Annotated in this window: 14 protein-coding genes; 12 read left to right on the top strand and 2 right to left on the bottom strand. The window is 73.6% G+C overall.

Features of this window, described 5'->3' with window-relative positions:
* Nucleotides 1-151 precede the first annotated feature (151 nt).
* From J4709_RS19050 to J4709_RS19040, 3 genes are read left to right on the top strand one after another with little or no spacing between them, the layout of a single operon-like run.
* Nucleotides 152-1,225: a PhoH family protein gene (locus J4709_RS19050; protein ID WP_208242545.1), complete on the top strand. Its 1,074-nt coding sequence runs from the start codon at nt 152-154 to the stop codon at nt 1,223-1,225.
* Nucleotides 1,222-1,701 carry an rRNA maturation RNase YbeY gene (gene ybeY / locus J4709_RS19045; protein ID WP_173099723.1) on the top strand — a complete coding sequence of 160 codons (480 nt, stop codon included), beginning with the start codon at nt 1,222-1,224 and terminating at the stop codon, nt 1,699-1,701. Before J4709_RS19050 ends, ybeY begins: the two co-directional genes overlap by 4 nt.
* The gene (locus tag J4709_RS19040; protein WP_208242543.1) at nt 1,698-2,984 is read left to right on the top strand and encodes a hemolysin family protein; all 1,287 of its coding nucleotides are present in this window, start codon (nt 1,698-1,700) and stop codon (nt 2,982-2,984) included. The genes ybeY and J4709_RS19040 overlap by 4 nt, the downstream gene beginning before the upstream one ends.
* A 186-nt stretch (nt 2,985-3,170) precedes the next feature.
* On the opposite strand, the gene J4709_RS19035 is transcribed toward J4709_RS19040, so the two are convergent.
* A complete protein-coding gene (locus J4709_RS19035; protein WP_208242541.1) occupies nt 3,171-3,503 on the bottom strand; it encodes a cytidine deaminase-like protein in 333 nt (110 codons plus the stop codon).
* A 109-nt stretch (nt 3,504-3,612) separates the two neighbouring features.
* Here J4709_RS19035 and J4709_RS19030 point away from each other — a divergent pair, with 109 nt between their 5' ends.
* From J4709_RS19030 to era, 3 genes are all read left to right on the top strand, one after another.
* Complete coding sequence (locus J4709_RS19030) at nt 3,613-5,745, top strand: MMPL family transporter (RefSeq protein ID WP_208242540.1); 2,133 nt, start codon at nt 3,613-3,615, stop codon at nt 5,743-5,745.
* A gap of 52 nt (nt 5,746-5,797) precedes the next feature.
* Nucleotides 5,798-9,103 carry an ATP-binding protein gene (locus J4709_RS19025; RefSeq protein WP_208242539.1) on the top strand — a complete coding sequence of 1,102 codons (3,306 nt, stop codon included), beginning with the start codon at nt 5,798-5,800 and terminating at the stop codon, nt 9,101-9,103.
* Between the two features lie 80 nt (nt 9,104-9,183).
* A complete protein-coding gene (gene era, locus J4709_RS19020; RefSeq protein WP_208242773.1) occupies nt 9,184-10,098 on the top strand; it encodes a GTPase Era in 915 nt (304 codons plus the stop codon).
* Nucleotides 10,099-10,104: 6 nt separating this feature from the next.
* Here era and J4709_RS19015 read toward each other — a convergent pair whose 3' ends face one another.
* Nucleotides 10,105-10,890, bottom strand: coding sequence for a hypothetical protein (locus J4709_RS19015; RefSeq protein WP_208242538.1), 786 nt, complete (start codon nt 10,888-10,890; stop codon nt 10,105-10,107).
* A 102-nt stretch (nt 10,891-10,992) separates the two neighbouring features.
* Here J4709_RS19015 and J4709_RS19010 point away from each other — a divergent pair, with 102 nt between their 5' ends.
* From J4709_RS19010 to J4709_RS18985, 6 genes are all read left to right on the top strand, one after another.
* Nucleotides 10,993-11,604 carry a TerB family tellurite resistance protein gene (locus J4709_RS19010; RefSeq protein ID WP_208242537.1) on the top strand — a complete coding sequence of 204 codons (612 nt, stop codon included), beginning with the start codon at nt 10,993-10,995 and terminating at the stop codon, nt 11,602-11,604.
* Between the two features lies 1 nt (nt 11,605).
* Nucleotides 11,606-12,382, top strand: coding sequence for a dimethylargininase (ddaH, locus tag J4709_RS19005; RefSeq protein ID WP_208242536.1), 777 nt, complete (start codon nt 11,606-11,608; stop codon nt 12,380-12,382).
* A gap of 243 nt (nt 12,383-12,625) precedes the next feature.
* Nucleotides 12,626-14,329 (top strand): 2-isopropylmalate synthase, encoded by a 1,704-nt coding sequence (gene leuA / locus J4709_RS19000; RefSeq protein ID WP_208242535.1) that lies wholly within the window; start codon nt 12,626-12,628, stop codon nt 14,327-14,329.
* Nucleotides 14,330-14,734: 405 nt separating this feature from the next.
* Nucleotides 14,735-15,751, top strand: coding sequence for a LacI family DNA-binding transcriptional regulator (locus J4709_RS18995; RefSeq protein ID WP_208242534.1), 1,017 nt, complete (start codon nt 14,735-14,737; stop codon nt 15,749-15,751).
* Nucleotides 15,752-15,932: 181 nt separating this feature from the next.
* Nucleotides 15,933-17,297, top strand: a complete 1,365-nt coding sequence (locus J4709_RS18990; RefSeq protein WP_208242532.1) for an ABC transporter substrate-binding protein — start codon at nt 15,933-15,935, stop codon at nt 17,295-17,297.
* A gap of 77 nt (nt 17,298-17,374) precedes the next feature.
* On the top strand, nt 17,375-18,304 hold the full coding sequence (locus J4709_RS18985) for a carbohydrate ABC transporter permease (protein WP_208242530.1): 930 nt from the start codon (nt 17,375-17,377) through the stop codon (nt 18,302-18,304).
* Nucleotides 18,305-18,306: the final 2 nt, after the last annotated feature.

Raw genomic sequence — 18,306 nt, 5'->3', positions numbered from 1 at the left:
CCCACCGGCCGCCCCACCGGCCGCCAGGGCGCCCCGCGGGGCGCGGGAAAAGCGGCGGCGTTCCGCCGGACCCGCCCAGTACCATGGAAACGCAACCCTGGACACCCGGAGCGAACAGAAGGCAGGTCGGAGAGGCCGCAAGGCCCGGCTGATGGTCGAATCAACTCACGCGAGGTCACCTCGCCCAGGGCGCGACGACTCTGCGGGCGCGCGCTCCCAGATCAAGATCGTGGTGCCGGACGACCATTCGATGGTGAGCCTGCTCGGCTCCCGGGACGAGCTGCTGCACGCGGTCGAGCGCGCGTTCGGCAGCGCGGTCGACGTGCACGTGCGCGGCAACGAGATCACGGTGACCGGCCCGGACGGCGAGACCGAGCTCGCGTCCCGCCTGTTCACCGAGATGCTGGAGCTGCTCAAGAACGGCACCCAGCTCACCCCCGACGCGGTGGAGCGCAGCCTCGCGATGCTGCGCGGCGAGGGCGGCGAGCGCCCGGCCGAGGTCCTCACCCTGGACGTGCTGTCCAGCCGGGGCCGCACCATCCGCCCGAAGACGCTGAACCAGCGCCGCTACGTCGACGCGATCGACAAGCACACGATCGTGTTCGGCATCGGCCCCGCCGGCACCGGCAAGACCTACCTGGCGATGGCCAAGGCCGTCCGCGCGCTGCAGGACAAGAAGGTCAACCGGATCATCCTGACCCGCCCGGCCGTCGAGGCGGGCGAGCGGCTCGGCTTCCTGCCCGGCACGCTCTACGAGAAGATCGACCCGTACCTGCGGCCGCTGTACGACGCGCTGCACGACATGGTCGACCCCGACTCGATCCCGCGGCTGATGGCCGCCGGCACCATCGAGGTCGCCCCCCTCGCCTACATGCGCGGCCGCACCCTGAACGACTCGTTCATCATCCTCGACGAGGCGCAGAACACCTCGCCCGAGCAGATGAAGATGTTCCTCACCCGGCTCGGCTTCGGGTCCAAGGTCGTCGTCACCGGCGACGTCACCCAGGTCGACCTGCCGAACGGGCAGCTCAGCGGGCTGCGCGTCGTCCAGGACATCCTGGAGGGCGTCGAGGACATCCACTTCTCCCGGCTCGACAGCCGCGACGTCGTCCGGCACAAGCTGGTGACCGACATCGTCGACGCCTACAACCGCTACGACGAGACGCGGGTGCCGGAGTTCAAGCAGGGCGGCCGCGGCGCGCCGCGCAAGCGGGGGCGGCAGTGAGCATCGAGGTGCTGAACGAGTCGGGCGCCGAGGTCGACGAGAAGGGCATCGCCGCCCTCGCCCGGCACGTCCTGGACGGGATGCGCGTGCACCCCCTCGCCGAGCTGTCGATCCTGCTCGTCGACGAGGCCGCGATGACCGAGCTGCACGAGAAGTGGATGGACGAGCCCGGCCCGACCGACGTGCTGTCGTTCCCCATGGACGAGCTGCGCCCCGGCCACATGTCCGGCGGTGCCGACGAGGACGGCGAGACCGACCCCGGCCTGCTCGGCGACGTCGTGCTGTGCCCGTCGGTCGCCGAGAAGCAGGCCAAGGAGGCGGGGCACGGCACGCGCGAGGAGCTGGAGCTGCTGACCGCGCACGGCATCCTGCACCTGCTCGGCTACGACCACGCCGAACCCGAGGAGCACAAGGAGATGTTCGGCCTGCAGGCCGGGCTGCTCGCCTCCTGGCGGGAGGAACGCGGCCGCCGATGAGCACCGCGCAGGGGTGGCTGTCCGCCCTGGCGGTGGGCCTGGTCCTGATGGCGGGCCTGCTGGCCGGCGCCGAGACCGCGCTCGCCCGCGTCTCGCGGGTCACCGTCGAGGAACTCGTCCGGGAGAACCGGCGCGGCGCCGGCAAGCTCGCCGAGGTCGTCGCCGACCCCGCCCGCTACGTCAACATGGTCCTGCTGCTGCGGATCGGCTGCGAGCTCGTCGCCACCGTCATCGTCGCTGACCTGTGCATCTCCTGGCTGGACGAGACGTGGCGCGCCTACGTCGTCGCCGCCGCGATCATGATCGTGGTCAGCTACGTCGTGATCGGGGTCGGCCCCCGCACGCTCGGCATCCAGCACGCCGGCCGGATCGCGCTCGCCGGCGCCGCGGTGATCCACCCCGTCACCCGGGTGCTCGGGCCGCTGCCCCGGCTGCTGATCGCGCTCGGCAACGCCCTCACCCCCGGCCGCGGGTTCCGCGAGGGCCCGTTCGCGTCCGAGGCCGAACTGCGCGACCTCGTCGACCTCGCCGAGCAGCGCAGCCTCATCGAACCCGACGAGCGGCAGATGATCCACTCGGTGTTCGAGCTCGGCGACACCCTCGTCCGCGAGGTGATGGTGCCGCGCACCGACATCGTGTTCATCGAACGCGGCAAGACGCTCCGGCAGGCGATGTCGCTCGCGCTGCGCAGCGGCTTCTCCCGCATCCCCGTCGTCGGCGAGAACGAGGACGACGTCGTCGGCATCGCCTACCTCAAGGACGTCGTCCGCCGCAGCCAGGAGAACCCCGGCCGCGAGACCGTCGAGACGGTCGGCTCCGTCATGCGCGACGCCACCTACGTCCCCGACAGCAAACCGATCGACGAGCTCCTGCGCGAGATGCAGGCCCGGCAGATCCACCTCGCCGTCGTCATCGACGAGTACGGCGGCACCGCCGGCCTCGTCACCATCGAGGACATCCTCGAGGAGATCGTCGGCGAGATCACCGACGAGTACGACCGGGAGACCCCGCCGGTGACCTGGCTCGACGACGGCGCCGCCCGGGTCACTGCCCGCCTGCCCGTCGAGGACCTCGCCGAACTGTTCGACGTCGAACTCGACGCCGAGGAGGTCGAGACCGTCGGCGGCCTGCTCGCCCACGCCCTCGGCCGCGTCCCCATCGAGGGCTCCACCGCCGAGGTCGGCCCCCCCGACGGCGAGGCCCCCGTCCTGTCCCTCAAAGCCGAGACGATCGCCGGCCGCCGCAACCGCGTAGGCACGGTCCTGGTCCACCGGCTGTCTTGACCCAGGGGGGCGACCCCCTGGAACCCCCGTTGCGACGGACGAGGCGTTTCCCGCTCCGCTGGCGCTCCGCGTGAAACGCCTCGTCCGTCGGCGGGCAGGCCCGCTGCGCTCGCTGCACTCGCTCCGCGTGCCTGCCCGTGACCGGGGGCTGAGGTTCAAACCACCGGAGCGGGGGTCGGGTTGGGGTCAGAGGGTGGTGTGGAGGGTGCCGTTGGGGGCGGCTACCAGGACGGGGGCTTTGGGGCCGAGGTCGCGGACGGCGGTGATGTCGGCGGGGTCGGGGGCGTCCGCGGCGGTGACGACGGCGGCGGCCTCGAGGTCCTCGGCGCCGCTGGAGACGGCCATCGCGACGGCGACCTTGAGGGCCGACAGCTTCAGCGACGGCAGGTCCACGCTCGTGGCGGAGTAGGTGCGGCCCGTCTCGTCCCGGACGGCGGCGCCCTCCGCGGCGCCCGTGCGGGCCCGGGCGGACCGGGCCAGGGTGATGATCTTCGCGTCCTCGGCGTTCAGCTCGCTCACGGCACCAGCGTACGGGCAGGCCGGGGGCCGCAAGTCACCGGCAAGCGGGTGGCAAGCGGGGCGCGCGAGCCTGGGCGGCGTCGGATGACCATCGTTCTGGGGGAGATTCATGTCCCGCCTGCTCCACCGTCTCGGCAGGGCCGCGGCCTTGCGGCCGTGGCGGTTCATCACCGTGTGGCTGGTGCTCGTCGGCGCGCTGGCCGGTCTCGCGGCCGTCGCCGGGGGCGCGCTGCACGACGACTACACGCAGGCCGGCAGCGGCTCGCAGCAGGCGCGGGACCTGCTGGAACAGCGGTTCCCGGCGCTGTCGGGCGCGGACGCGCGGGTCGTGGTGCACGCGAAGGCGGGCCGGGTCGACGAGGGGGCGCTGGCCGCCGCGGGGGCGCGGCTGCGCACGCTCCCGCACGTCAGCGCGGTGGATCCGGCGCAGCCGAGCCCGGACGGGCGGACCGCGCTGCTGACCGTCCGGTACTCGGTGCAGGTCACCGAGCTGGCGCCGAAGGAGACCGTGGACCGGTTGAAGGCGGCGACGAGGCACCTGGACGCGGCGGGCTACCAGGTCGAGTTCGGCGGCCAGGTGCCGGAGAACGTGACGGCGCCCGGCGGCATGGCCGAGGGGTTCGGGGTCGTGGCCGCGCTGGTGGTGCTGTTCCTAGCGTTCGGGTCGGTGGTCGCGGCGGGGCTGCCGCTGGCGGTGGCGCTGGCCGGGCTGGGGGCGGGCGTGTCCGGGGTGACGCTGCTCGCCGCGGTCACCGACGTGTCGACGACCGCCCCGACGCTGGCGGTCATGGTCGGGCTGGGCGTCGGGATCGACTACGCGCTGTTCATCCTCACCCGGCACCGGGAGGGGCTCGCCGAGGGCCTGGACGTGCCCGAGGCGGCGGGGCGCGCGATCGCGACCGCCGGGCAGTCGGTGATCTTCGCGGGTTTCACGGTGCTGCTGGCGCTGTGCGGGCTGGTGCTGTCGGGGAACCCGGTCTACATGACGATGGGGTTCGCGACGGGGCTCGTCGTGGCGGCGACGGTGCTGAGCGCCGTCTCGCTGCTGCCGGCGGTGCTGGGCCTGGCGGGGCGGCGGGTGCTGCGCCGCCGCGACCGGGCGCCCGGCGCGGTGGTGCACGCGGACTCGCCGCGGGTGCGGCGCTGGGCCGGGCACGTCGGGCGGCGCCCGTGGCCGTGGCTGCTCGCCGGGCTGGTGCTGATGGTCACGCTGGCGGCGCCCGCGCTCGGCATGCGCACGTGGCCGAGCGACGCCAGCAGCGAGCCGGGGTCCAACACCGTCCGGCGGGCGTACGACCTGGTCGCCGCGGGTTTCGGCGCGGGCGCGAACGGCCCGCTGATCGTCGCGGTGGACCTGCGGAAGACCGACGCGGGCGCGCTGCCGGCGCTGCGCGACCGGATCGCCCGCACCGACGGGGTGGTGAGCGTGACGCCGCCGCTGCTGTCGCCGGGCAGGGACGCCGCCGTCCTCGTCGCCACGCCCCGGTACGGGCCGCAGGACGAGCGGGCGCCGGGCGTCGTCGACCGGATCCGGGCGCATGATCTGCCGCCCGGCGCGGAGATCACCGGGCTGACTGCCGCGTACGTGGACCTGTCGCGCTCGCTGTCGGACCGGCTCTGGCCGATGATCGGGGCGGTCGTCGCCACCTCGTTCGTGATGCTGATGATCGTCTTCCGGTCGCTGGTCGCGCCGCTGAAGGCCGCCGCGATGAACCTGCTGTCGATCGGCGCGGCCTACGGGGTGCTGACGGCGGTGTTCCAGTGGGGCTGGGGCGCGCACCTGCTCGGGCTCCCGCACAGCGTGCCGGTGTCGTCGCTGATCCTGCTGCCGATGTTCGCGGTGCTGTTCGGGGTGTCGATGGACTACGAGGTGTTCCTGCTGTCGCGGGTGCGGGAGGAGTGGCTGCGGCACGGCGACGGGCGCGGCTCGGTGGCGTCCGGGCTGGCCGCGACGGGCCGGGTGATCAGCAGCGCCGCGCTGATCATGGTCGCGGTGTTCCTCGGCTTCGCCGCCGACCCCGGTCTGGTGATCAAGCAGATGGGGGTGGGGCTCGCGGTCGCGGTGGCGCTGGACGCGACGGTCGTCCGGCTGGTCCTGGTGCCCGCCGCGATGTCGCTGCTCGGACGGGCGAACTGGTGGCTGCCCAAGCCGCTCGCCCGCGTCCTGCCCGCCATCGACCTGGAGGGCGCGGCCCCCGTCGCCGGGACGCCTGAGAGGGAGCCCGAACCCACCCGCGCGTGACGGGGGGAGTGATCGCGAACGTCCGGCATGTCCCGGTTAAGCTGACCGGGACATGTCGCCCGTCGTTCGCGTTCTCGGGGCCTTCGGTGCCGAGGTGGCCGGGTCCGCCGCCGACCTCGGCGGCCCCCGGCAGCGCTCGGTCCTCGCCCGGCTCGTCGCCGCGCGGGGCGCGATGGTGCCCGCCGACCGGCTCGTCGACGACCTGTGGGCCGGGACGGCCCCGCCGCGCGCCGCCGCCGGCCTCCAGTCGTTCGTCTCGCACCTGCGCCGCGCGCTCGAACCGGACCGTCCGCCCCGCACGCCCGCGCGGGTCCTCGTTACCGAGCCGCCGGGGTACGCGCTGCGGCTGCCGGACGGCGCCGTCGACGCCTGGCGCTTCGACGCGCTGATCGACGAGGCCGCCGCCCTGCGGCCGGCCGACCCGGGGGAGGCCCGGCGCCGCGCGGAGGCGGCGCTCGCCGAGTGGCGCGGGCCCGCCTACGCCGAGTTCGCCGCCCTGCCGTGGGCGGCCGCCGAGGCCGCCCGGCTGGACGAGCGGCGCCGCCTCGCCGTGGAGCGCCGTGCCGAGGCGATGCTCGCGCTCGGCGCCGCCGCCGAGGCCGTCCCCGACCTGGAGGCGCACGCCGCCGCGAACCCGCTGCGGGAGGAGGCGTGGCGGCTGCTGGCGCTCGCCCTCTACCGGTCGAGCCGGCAGGGGGACGCGCTGGCCGCGCTCCGCCGCGCCCGCGCCGCCCTCGCCGAGGAGCTCGGCGTCGACCCCGGTCCGGCGCTGCGCGATCTCGAAGCGGGCATCCTCGCCCATGCTCCCGACCTCGCGGGCGCGGCGCCGCCGCCCGCCCGGGAGACGGCCGTCCGGCCGGAGCCGCCGGCCGCCGCGTTCGTCGGGCGGACGCGGGAACTGGCCCGGCTGGACGAGGCGGCCCGCGAGGCCGAGGCCGGGCGCGGCACCACCGTCCTCATCAGCGGCGACGCCGGCATGGGCAAGACCGCCCTCGCCGAGCGGTTCGCCCGCCTGCTCGCCGGGCGCGGCTGGACGTGCGCGTGGGGACGCGCGCCGGAGACCGGGGGAGCGCCCGCCGCCTGGCCCTGGGCGGAGCTGCTGCGCGACCTCGCCGCCACCGCCCCGCCCGCCGCCGGCCTGGCCGCACGCCTCGCCCCGCTGCTCGACGACGCCGCCACCGGAGACGGCGGCGCCGACGTCAGCGCCGGCCGCTTCCGCCTGCACCTCGCCGCCGGCGACTACCTCGCGGACCTGGCCGCCGGCACGCCGCTCCTGCTCGTCCTCGAGGACCTGCACTGGGCCGACGAGGAGACCCTCGCGCTGCTCACCCGGCTCGCCGGGCGGCTGCGCGACCGGCGCGTCCTGCTCGCCGCGACGTTCCGGCACACCGAGGTCCCCGACCCGCTCGCCGCCGCGCTCGCCGTGCTGGCCCGGCACGAGCCCGCCCGGATCGAGCTGCCCGGGCTGTCGGCCGACGAGGTCGCCGAGCTGGCCCGCGCGGCGTGCGGCGTCCGGCTCGGCGACGCGGAGCTGTCCGCCATCGCCGAGCGGACCGGCGGGAACCCGTTCTTCACCCGGGAGACGGCGCGGCTCGTGGCCGCCGAAGGGCTGTCGGCCGCGACCCGCCGGGTGCCCGCCGGCGTCGGCGACGTGCTGCGCCGCCGCATCGCCCGGCTCCCCGGGCCTGCCCAGACCGTCCTGCGGGACGCCGCCGTCGCCGGCCGCGACGCGGGCCTGGACGTCCTCGCCGACCTGTCCGGCGACGAGGACGCCGTGATCGACGCCGTCGAGTCCGCCCTCGCCGCAGGCCTGGTCACCGAGCCCGCACCCGGCCGGATGCGGTTCGCGCACGCGCTGGTCCGCGACACCCTCTACACCGGGCTGTCGAGCGCCCGCCGCACCCGCCTGCACGGCCGCGTCGCGGCCTCCCTCGAACGGCGCCGTCCCGACGAGGTCGCCGCCATCGCGCACCACTACCTGGAGTCCGGGACGTCGCCCGGCCCGGCCGTCCGGTACGCGCGGCTCGCGGCGGAGGCGGCCGAGGCCCGCTATGCCCACCGCCTCGCCGCCGACCTGTGGGTCCGCGCCGCCGAGACGCTGCGCTCGCAGGGCGGCGGCGCCACCGGCGAGCGGCTGGCGATCGAGGCGGCCGCGATCCGCGCGACCGCCCTGGCCGGGCACGTCGTCGACGCCCGGGACCGGCGCCGCCGCGCCATCGCCGACGCCCGTGCGTTCGGGGACGTCCGCCTGCTCGCCCGGATCATCGTCGCCTTCGACGTGCCGACCCTGTGGACGAGCCGCGAGTACGGGATCCTGGACCGGGACGTCATCGAGGCCGCCGAGCACGCCCTCGCGGGCCCGCCCGGCGACGACCCCGCGCTGCGCGCCCGGCTGCTGACGACGCTGGCGATCGAGCTGGAGGGCGAGCAGGACGACCGGGGCGCCGCGGCGGCCCGCGAGGCCATGGAGACCGCCCGCGGGCTCGGTGATCCCGGCCTGCTGGCCGCCGCGCTCAACGGCGGCTACCTCAACGGCTACCGCTCCGCGGAGGGCCTGCGCGAGCGCCGCCGCATCGCCGCCGAGCTGCTCGAACTCGCGACCGAGCACGACCTGCCCCGCTACCGGGTCCTCGCCCACCTGCAGTTCCAGCAGGCCGAGGTCGCCTCGCTCGACCTCGCCGCGGCGCGGCGCCACCTCGACGAGGGCCGCCGCCTCGCCGAGCAGTACGGCCTCCCGCTGCTCGCCATGATCGCCGAATGGTACGCGGGCCTCGCGCACACGTTCGGCGCCCGCTTCGACGAGGCCGAACGGGTCTACACGCAGGTCGGCGGCGCGATCGGCAGGACCGGGATCTGGAGCAGCGAGCGCGGGATGATGCTCGTCGGCGCGTTCTGCCTCCGGTACGTGCAGGGCCGCGCGGGCGAGCTGGTCGGCGAGACCGCCTGGCTGCACGAGCAGTGGCCGCACGTCGCCGCGACCGCCGACCTGCACGCCCTGGCGCTCGCCGCGGCGGGCCGGGTCGACGAGGCCCGGCGCGTCGTCCGGGGCGACCCCGGGCCCATTCGCCGCGACTACTTCTACGACCTGGTCATGGCGATCCGCGGGCGCCGCGCCATCGCGCTCGGCGAGCCCGACCTCGCCGCCCGCGCCTATGAGGCGCTGCTCCCGTACGAGGGGCATGTCACGGGCGGCGCCACCGCCGTCGCCACCATCGGGCCCGTGGCCCTCATCCTCGGCGACCTGGCCCGCTTCCTCGGCCTCCCCGCCGTGACCGCCGCCGCCCACGACCGCAAGGCCGCCGAAGTGGCCCACCGCCTGAACGCCCCGTTCTGGATCCCGGCGGCCGCACGCCCGTGACCCCGGCCCGCGGCGGCCTCGCCGCGGCGCCCGTTGTGTCAGGGACTGCAACAATAGGCGGTGTGACGAGCGGAGACGTGATGGGCGGGACCGCGCCCGAGGGGTACCGGGCGGGGTTCGCCTGCTTCATCGGGCGGCCCAACGTGGGGAAGTCGACCCTGATGAACGCGCTGGTCGGCACCAAGGTGGCGATCACCAGCAGCCGGCCGCAGACGACCCGGCGGGCGATCCGCGGGATCGTGCACCGGCCGGACGCGCAGCTCGTCGTGGTCGACACGCCGGGCCTGCACAAGCCCCGCACGCTGCTGGGGGAGCGGCTGGACAGCCTCGTCCGCTCGACCCTCACCGAGGTGGACGTGATCGGCTTCTGCGTGCCGGCCGACCAGCCCGTCGGGCCCGGCGACAAGTACATCGCGCGGGAGCTGGCCGGGGTGAAGCGGACGCCGGTCGTGGCGATCGTCACCAAGACCGACCTCGCCGCGCCCGAGCAGGTCGCCGAGCAGCTGCTCGCGGTGGGCCGGCTCGGCGAGTTCGCCGACATCGTGCCGTGCTCGGCGGCGGACGGCTTCCAGGTCGACCTGGTCGGCGACCTGCTGATCTCGCGGCTGCCGGAGGGCATGCCGCTGTACCCGGAGGGCGACCTCACCGACGAGCCCGAGCAGGTCCTCATCGGCGAGCTGATCCGCGAGGCCGCGCTGGAGGGCGTCCGCGACGAGCTGCCGCACTCGATCGCCGTGGTGGTGGACGAGATGAACCCGCGCGAGGGCCGCGACGACCTGATCGACGTGTACGCGCACCTGTTCGTCGAGCGGTCCAGCCAGAAGGGGATCATCATCGGGCACAAGGGCGCCCGGCTGCGCGAGGTCGGCGCGGCGGCGCGCCGGCAGATCGAGGCGCTGCTCGGCACCAAGGTCTTCCTCGACCTGCGGGTCAGCGTCCTGAAGGACTGGCAGCGCGACCCGAAGCAGCTGCGGCGGCTCGGGTTCTACGACTGACCGGTCTCACTCCTGCTCGGGCTGCGGTCGCGGCTGGGGACGGGGCTGCGGCGACGGTGCGGGGTGCTCCTCCTCGGGGGCGCGGCCCCATGCCTGCGCCTCCTCGGGCCACGCGGCGCCCTGCTCGCCCCAGTACTGCTGCTGCGCCGCGTACTGCTGAGCGGCGTACTGCTGCTCCTCGGCGTCCGGCCGGCCGGCCTCCTTGGCCGCCAGGCGGTCGGAGATCGGGCGGACGAGGCTGAAGACGGTCAGCAGCAGGCTCATCGTGACCGCCAGGAACCAGCCGTACCGCAGGCTCACCTGGTAGGTGAGGTTCAGCCCGTAGTCGGGCATGCGGTCGGGCACGTCGCCGAGCCGCAGCACGAAGATCCCGCAGGTGAGCAGCGACAGCACGGCCGGTACGGCGGCGAGCGCGCCGATCCGCGGGTCCCGCGAGACCAGGTTCCAGAACGCCATCACGATCGCGACCACCGCCAGCACGGGGACGGCGAGGACGAGGTTGTCGGCGTCGATCCCCGCCACGCTGCCCTGGTCGCGGGTGAGCGAGCGGCCGAACAGGTCGAGGACGGTCTGGGCGTGCGCCCACGGCAGGAACGCCGACACCACCAGCACGGCGGCGGCGGCGATCACGGCGAAGTCCCAGCCGGCGCGGCGCGGGCGCGCCCCGGTCGGCGCGGGCGGTGCCGGCGGCGGGCCGGGCTCGGCGGGCGGCGGGTCCGGCTCGGCCCCCTCGGGCGGCAGGAAGGACGGGCGCGGCCGCGCTCGGCCGTCGGAACCCAGGTCACCGGTCATGGACCCAGCGTAAACGGAGCGGCCCGGTTCGCCGGGACGGGCCACGGCGGCCGCGCCGGGTCGGTACTTTGGAGCGAAGTCCGTTTTGGGAGGAGAGCCCCGGTGTTGCTCGTTTTCGGGCTGACGGTCGTCTTCCGCACGGTCGGGGAGGGCACGTTCCACTGCCCGCAGTGCGGCGGCGACCGCGCCTACCGGCGGCGGGCCGCGCGGCGCTGGTTCAGCCCGTTCTTCGTGCCGCTGGTCCCGCTGTGGCGGCTCGGGCACGCGGTGGAGTGCCGCTCGTGCCGCGGCCGCTTCCCGGTGTCGACGCTCCGCGCCGCGACCGCGCAGCAGATGGCGTCGGCGCTGCCCGCCGGCATGCGCGCGGCCGCCGCCCTGGTGCTGCGCTCCGGCGCGCCGGAGGACGCCGCGGCCCGCGCCCGCGCCGTCGAGACCGTCACCCGCTACGGGGAGCCGGACTACGACGACGACGCCATCGACGCCGACCTGGTGGTGGCGCCGGTGTTCCTGGGCCAGGAGGTCGAGCGGGCGGGCGCCCACCTCGCCGTGGAGGCCAAGGAGTGGTTCCTCGCCGAGGCCGTCCGCATCGCGCTGGCGGACGGCCCGCTCGACGAGGGCGAGCGGCAGGCGCTGCACGCCGTCGCCGAACTGCTCGGGATGTCCCGCGCGTACGCGCTGGGCGTGATCGTCACCACCGAGGGGGCGTCCCGCTGACATGGACCCCGCCGACGCCCGCCCCGGCCCCGGCACCGCCCTGGTGCGGCCGCCGGGGCCGAGGCTCGCCGAGGGGATCGTCACCCACATCGCGCGCCGCCCCGTCGACGCGGCGCTCGCCGCCCGCCAGCACGAGGCGTACGTCGCGGCGCTGCGGGCGTCCGGGCGGCGGATCCGGGCGGTGCCGCCCGCCGACGGCCACCCCGACGCGGTGTTCGTCGAGGACACGGTGGTGGTGTGCGGCGACCTGGCGGTGCTCGGCAGGTCCGGGGAGCCGCGCCGGCGGGGCGAGACGTCCGGCACCGAGCAGGCCGCCCGCGAGCTCGGGCTGCGGGTCGAGCGGATCAAGGCGCCCGGCACCCTGGACGGCGGCGACGTGCTGTGCGTCGGCGACACCGTGTACGCGGGGCGCGGCGCGCGCACCAACGAGGAGGGCATCTGCCAGCTCGCGCACCTGCTGGGCGGGCGGCGGGTGGTGCCGGTCGACACGCGCGGCTGCCTGCACCTGAAGTCGGCGATGACGGCGCTGCCCGACGGCAGCCTGATCGGGGTCCCGGAACTGGTGGACACCTCGGTGCTGCCGTTCATCCGGGTCGTCCCGGAGCCGGCGGGCGCGCACGTGGTGCCGCTCGGCCCCGACCACGTGCTCATGTCGGCGTCGGCGCCGCGGACCGCCGCGCAGTTCGCCGCGGACGGACTGCGGGTGACCAGCGTCGACATCGGCGAGTTCGAGGCCCTGGAAGGCTGCGTGACCTGCCTGTCCGTCCTCGTGCCCTGAGGTGGGGCGCGGGAATGCGCGGCCCGCCGGGCGCCGTTGGAGGAGGCGGTAGAGGCCCCTGTCATCTCAACATGCGGACGTCGGTTTCCGTTACTGGGACGTCGTCTGTTACGTTGACAGGCGTGTTGCGTGAGCTGCTCCTCCTTAGCGGCCGCAGCGGGGGCCTGTAACAGGCCGGCTCCCTCGCTGCGGGACTTCGTTATGGACGTCGGCCGTGAGGTTCGAGCAGAGGGATCACATCGGATGTATCCGCAACAGCAGTCTTCCGGCATGCCGTTCGAGCGCTACCGGCCGTTCACCCCGATCAAGCTGACCGACCGGACCTGGCCCGCCAAGGTCGTCACCGAGGCGCCCCGCTGGTGCGCGGTCGACCTGCGCGACGGCAACCAGGCACTGATCGACCCCATGGACGCCCACCGCAAGCTCAAGATGTTCGAGCTGCTGGTACGCATGGGCTACAAGGAGATCGAGGTCGGCTTCCCGGCGGCCAGCCAGACCGACTACGACTTCGTGCGGCAGATCATCGACGAGGGCCGGATCCCCGACGACGTGGTGATCCAGGTGCTGACCCAGGCCCGGCCGGAGCTGATCGAGCGGACGTTCGAGGCGGTGCGCGGCGCCAAGCAGGCGATCGTCCACCTGTACAACTCCACCAGCACGCTGCAGCGCCGCGTGGTGTTCGGCCAGGACAAGGACGGCATCACCGCGATCGCGGTGGAGGGCGCCAAGCTGTGCGCCAAGCTCGCCGAGGACATGGGCGACACCGAGATCTACTTCGAGTACTCGCCGGAGTCGTTCACCGGCACCGAGCTGGAGTACGCCGTCGAGGTCTGCAACGCCGTCAACGACGTGTGGAAGCCCACCCCGGACAGGAAGGTCATCGTCAACCTGCCGGCGACGGTGGAGATGGCGACCCCGAACATCTACGCCGACCAGATCGAGTGGATGAACCGGAACCTGGCCTACCGCGACTCCGTCGTCCTGTCGCTGCACCCGCACAACGACCGCGGCACCGCCGTCGCCGCCGCCGAACTCGGCTACATGGCGGGCGCCGACCGCATCGAGGGCTGCCTGTTCGGCAACGGCGAGCGCACCGGCAACGTCTGCCTGGTCACCCTCGGCCTGAACCTGTTCACCCAGGGCGTCGACCCGCAGATCGACTTCTCCGACATCGACGAGATCCGCCGGACCGTCGAGTACTGCAACCAGCTGCCCGTGCACGAGCGGCACCCCTACGGTGGCGACCTGGTCTACACCGCCTTCTCCGGCTCCCACCAGGACGCCATCAACAAGGGCTTCGACCACCTCAAGCGGGACGCCGAGGCCGCCGGCAAGCCGGTCGAGGAGTACACCTGGGAGGTCCCGTACCTGCCCATCGACCCGCACGACGTCGGCCGCACCTACGAGGCCGTCATCCGGGTCAACAGCCAGTCCGGCAAGGGCGGCGTCGCCTACATCATGAAGACCGAGCACTCCCTCGAACTGCCGCGCCGGCTGCAGATCGAGTTCTCCCGCGTCGTGCAGGAGCACACCGACGACCAGGGCGGCGAGGTCACGCCCGAGCGGATGTGGGAGATCTTCGAGGCGGAGTTCCTCGGCAACGGCCCCCGCGCCGGGCTGCTGGCGCACCGCGCGACGTCCCGGGTGGACGAGAAGGACGTGCTCAGCTGCGACCTCCGGGTGGACGGCGAGATCCGCGAGATCGAGGGCGTCGGCAACGGCCCGGTGTCGGCGTTCGAGGACGCGCTCGCGTCCGTCGGGATCGGCGTGCGGGTACTGGACTACGCCGAGCACGCGATGAGCGCCGGCGGCGACGCGCGCGCCGCCGCCTACGTCGAGTGCGACGTTAACGGCACGACCGTGTGGGGCGTCGGCATCGACGGCAACATCGTCACCGCCTCCCTGAAGGCGATGCTCTCGGCGGTGAACCGCGTAGCCAGGGCGTAGTTTCCCAGGGGGGCGACCCCCTGGAACCCCCGTCACGACGGACGGGCCGTTTCGCGCTCCGCTGGAGCTCCGCGCGAAACGGCCTGTCCGTCGTCGGGCATGCCCGCTGCGCTCGCTGGCGCTCGCTCCGCGTGCCTGCCCGTTTTTGCCCAGGGGGGCGACCCCCTGGAACCCCCGTTGCGACGAAGAAGGCGTTTCCCGCTCCGCTAGCGCTCCGCGGGAAACGCCTTCTTCGTCGTCGGGCATGCCCGCTGCGCTCGCCAGGGCTCGCTCCGCGTGCCTGCCCGTGACCGGTGGCTGAGGTCTGGCCCTCGTACCCGTGTCCAGCCGGGTCCATGGGCGGCTAGTCGGGGGCAGCTGCAAGGAACGCAAGCGGTTTGCAAGTGGGCGTCGTATAGTTGCGGCATGACACGTCGACTGGCCGAGGTCGCCAAGAAGGTCGGGGTCAGCGAGGCCACCGTCAGCCGCGTCCTGAACGACAAGCCGGGGGTCTCCGATGCGACCCGCGCGGCCGTGCTGACCGCGCTGGACGTGCTGGGCTACGAGCGCCCGACGCAGCTGCGCGGCGAGCGGGCCCGGCTGGTCGGGCTGGTGCTGCCGGAGCTCGGCAACCCGATCTTCCCGGCGCTGGCGGAGGTGGTCGGCGGCGCGCTGGCGCAGCGCGGGTTCACGCCGGTGCTGTGCACGCTGACGCCGGGCGGCCTGTCGGAGGCCGACTACGTGGAGATGCTGCTGCAGCAGCAGGCGTCCGGGGTGATCTTCGCGGGCGGGCTGTACGCCGAGGCGGACGCGCCGCACGACCACTACCACCGGCTGCGGGACGTGCGGCTGCCCGTCGCGCTGGTCAACGCGGCGAGCGAGAAGCTCAGCTTCCCGCAGGCGTCGACGGACGACGCCGTCGCCGCCGAGCAGGCGTTCGCGCACCTGCTGTCGCTCGGCCACGAGCGCATCGGCATGGTCCTCGGGCCCGAGGACCATGTGCCGTCCAACCGCAAGCTCGCCGCGGCGCGCGCCGCAGCCGAGCGCGCCGGCGTCGAGCTGCCGGGCGCGTGGGTGCGGCGCAGCATGTTCTCGCTGGAGGGCGGCCAGGCCGTCACTGGGCGGCTGATCCGCGACGGCGTGACCGGCGTGATCTGCGCCAGCGACCCCCTCGCGCTCGGCGTCATCCGTGCGGTGCGGCGGCTCGGCATGTCGGTGCCGGAGGACGTTTCGGTCGTCGGCTATGACGACTCGGCGTTCATGAATTGCGTGAGCCCGCCGCTGACGACCGTCCGGCAGCCCATCGAGTCGATCGGGCGCGCCGCGGTGACGCTGCTGGTGAGCCAGGTGGAGGGCGGCCCGGTCGCCGCCGAGGAGCTGCTCTACGAGCCGGAGCTGGTCGTCCGCGCGTCCACGGCGCGGGTGAGGACCGCCCGCGCCTGATCCGGACCGTCCGAAAAGCCGCCCCCGCGTTGGGCGGCTTTCTTCGTTCTGCGGCGGCTTGCGCTCTCGATCGTTGGGTTTGTTTGGTTCTTGCGTATCTTCATTCATCTATTGCACTGTGATGTCGGTCTCTGTATGTTCCTCGCAATCGGCCGCCCCAACGGCCCAGGAGGGAACCCCCATGAGATCCCGGATTCTCGCCACCGCGCTCGCCGCGGCCCTCGGCGCCACCGTCGCCGGCTGCGGCGGGAACGGCTCCGGTGGCAAGGACACCGCGCCCCTGGACGCCGGCACCAAGGTGTCGATCACGGTCGGCTGCATGCCGGCCAAGAGCCAGGCCGCGCAGCGCAAGGAGTGGCTCGAGGACGTCGCCGCGTTCCAGAAGCTGCACCCCAACATCACGGTCGAGGGCAAGGACGCCTTCCCCTGCATCGACCCGAACACCTTCCAGGCGAAGCTGGCGGGCGGGCAGATGGAGGACGTCTACTACGTCTACTTCACCGACGTGCGCGGCATCATCGCCAACGGGCAGGCCGCCGACATCACGCCGTACATCGGCCAGTCCAAGGAGTACCCGAACCTCGATCCGGCCGTCGAGAAGGTCTTCAAGAACGGCGGCAAGGTCTACGGCCTGCCCCGGCAGAACTACTCGATGGGCCTGTTCTACAACCGGACCCTGTTCAAGAAGGCGGGCCTCGACCCGGAGCGGCCGCCGACGACCTGGGCGGAGGTTCGCGAGGACGCCAAGAAGATCAGTGCCCTCGGCGACGGGACGGTCGGGTACGCCGAGTTCAGCGCCAAGAACCAGGGCGGCTGGCACTTCGCCACGTCGATCTACAGCCAGGGCGGCGACATGGTCACCGCCGACGGCAAGAAGACGGCGTTCAACAGCCCGCAGGGCAAGGCCGTCCTGCAGAACCTCAAGGACATGCGCTGGACCGACGACTCGATGGGCAGCAAGCAGCTGCTCGTCGACGCCGACGTCCAGCGGATGATGGCGGCCGGGAAGCTCGGCATGTACCTCGGCGCCCCCGACAACGCGACCGCGCTGGTCGACCAGTTCAAGGGCAAGTACGAGGACTACGGGATGGCGCCGATCCCCGGGTCGGCCGGAACGCTGATGGGCGGCGACGGCTACCTGTTCAGCCCCAAGGCGTCGCCGGAGAAGATCAAGGCCGGGCTGATGTGGCTCGACTACGCGATGCTCACCCCCGGCCAGGGGCAGCTGAACTACGCGCGGGCCGCCAAGGACGGCCGTCCCGTCGGCATCCCGCAGCCGAAGCTGTTCGGCCAGAACGCGGTGGGGCAGCAGGACCGGCAGCTGCGCGCGGACGCCGCGAACCTGCCCGTCGCGAACTTCAAGCCGTACGAGGACGCCTACGGCAAGGTGCCCGGGAAGCTGGAGCCGCCGCAGGCCCAGCAGCTCTACACGATCCTCGACTCGGTCGTCCAGGCCGTGCTGACCAGGCGTGACGCGAACATCGACCAGCTGCTCGCGGACGCGCAGAAGAAGGCCGACGCCGCGCTCGCGCGGTCGGGGAGCTGACGCCCCCGTTTCCGGGGCGCCGGCCCGCGCGCCGGCGCCGGCGTCCCGGACCCGCCGTCCCACCCCTGGAGTGACAGATGACCACAGCGCGGACGCTCGTCCGCCCCGCCGCCCGCTCGCGGCGCCGCCCGTCGCGCGCCCGGCGCACCGTGAAGCGCAACCTGACCGCCTACGGGTTCCTGTGCGGGGCGCTGATCTGCTTCGCGTTCTTCTCCTGGTACCCGATCGTCCGCGAGGTGCTGCTCAGCTTCCAGAAGACCAACTTCGTCGGCGAGGCCCGCTGGGTCGGGTTCGACAACTTCCGCACCGTGTTCGCCGACCCCGGGTTCGTCGACGCGTGGGTGAACACGGCGGAGTTCACGCTGCTCGCGCTGGTCGTCGGGTACGTCGTCCCGTTCGCCGTCGCGATCGTGCTGAACGAGCTGAAGCACGCCCGCGCCTACCTGCGGTTCGTCGTGTACCTGCCGGTGATGCTGCCGCCGGCGGTCGCGGTGCTGCTGTTCAAGTGGTTCTACGACCCGGGTCCCGGCCTGTTCAACCAGATCCTGCACGCCGCGCACCTGCCGGGGTTGAGCTGGCTCGACTCGACGAGCACCGCGCTGGTCTCGCTGGTGATCGTGTCGACGTGGATGAACCTCGGCAGCGGCACGCTGATCTACCTTGCCGCGCTGCAGACCATCCCCGGCGAGCTGTACGAGGCGGCGGAGCTGGACGGCGCCGGGCTGTTCCGCCGGATCCGGCACATCACGATCCCGCAGACCCGGCTGATCCTGCTGGTGATGCTGCTCCTGCAGATCATCGCGACGATGCAGGTGTTCATCGAGCCGTACCTGCTGACCGGCGGCGGCCCCGAGGGCTCCACCGTCACCGTGGCGTACCTGATGTACCAGTACGCGTTCAACTTCACCAACTTCGGCGGCGGCGGGGCGCTCGGCCTGATGCTGATGCTCGTCCTGATGGTGTTCTCCGCCGTCTACCTGCGCGTCTCGCGCGAGGAGGCGAGGTAGCC

It is taken from the genome of Actinomadura violacea (genome assembly GCF_017573465.1).
GTDB classification, from domain to species: domain Bacteria; phylum Actinomycetota; class Actinomycetes; order Streptosporangiales; family Streptosporangiaceae; genus Spirillospora; species Spirillospora violacea.
The sequence above is the reverse complement of the archived record's forward strand: the minus strand, read 5'-3'. Positions and strand labels throughout refer to the sequence as shown.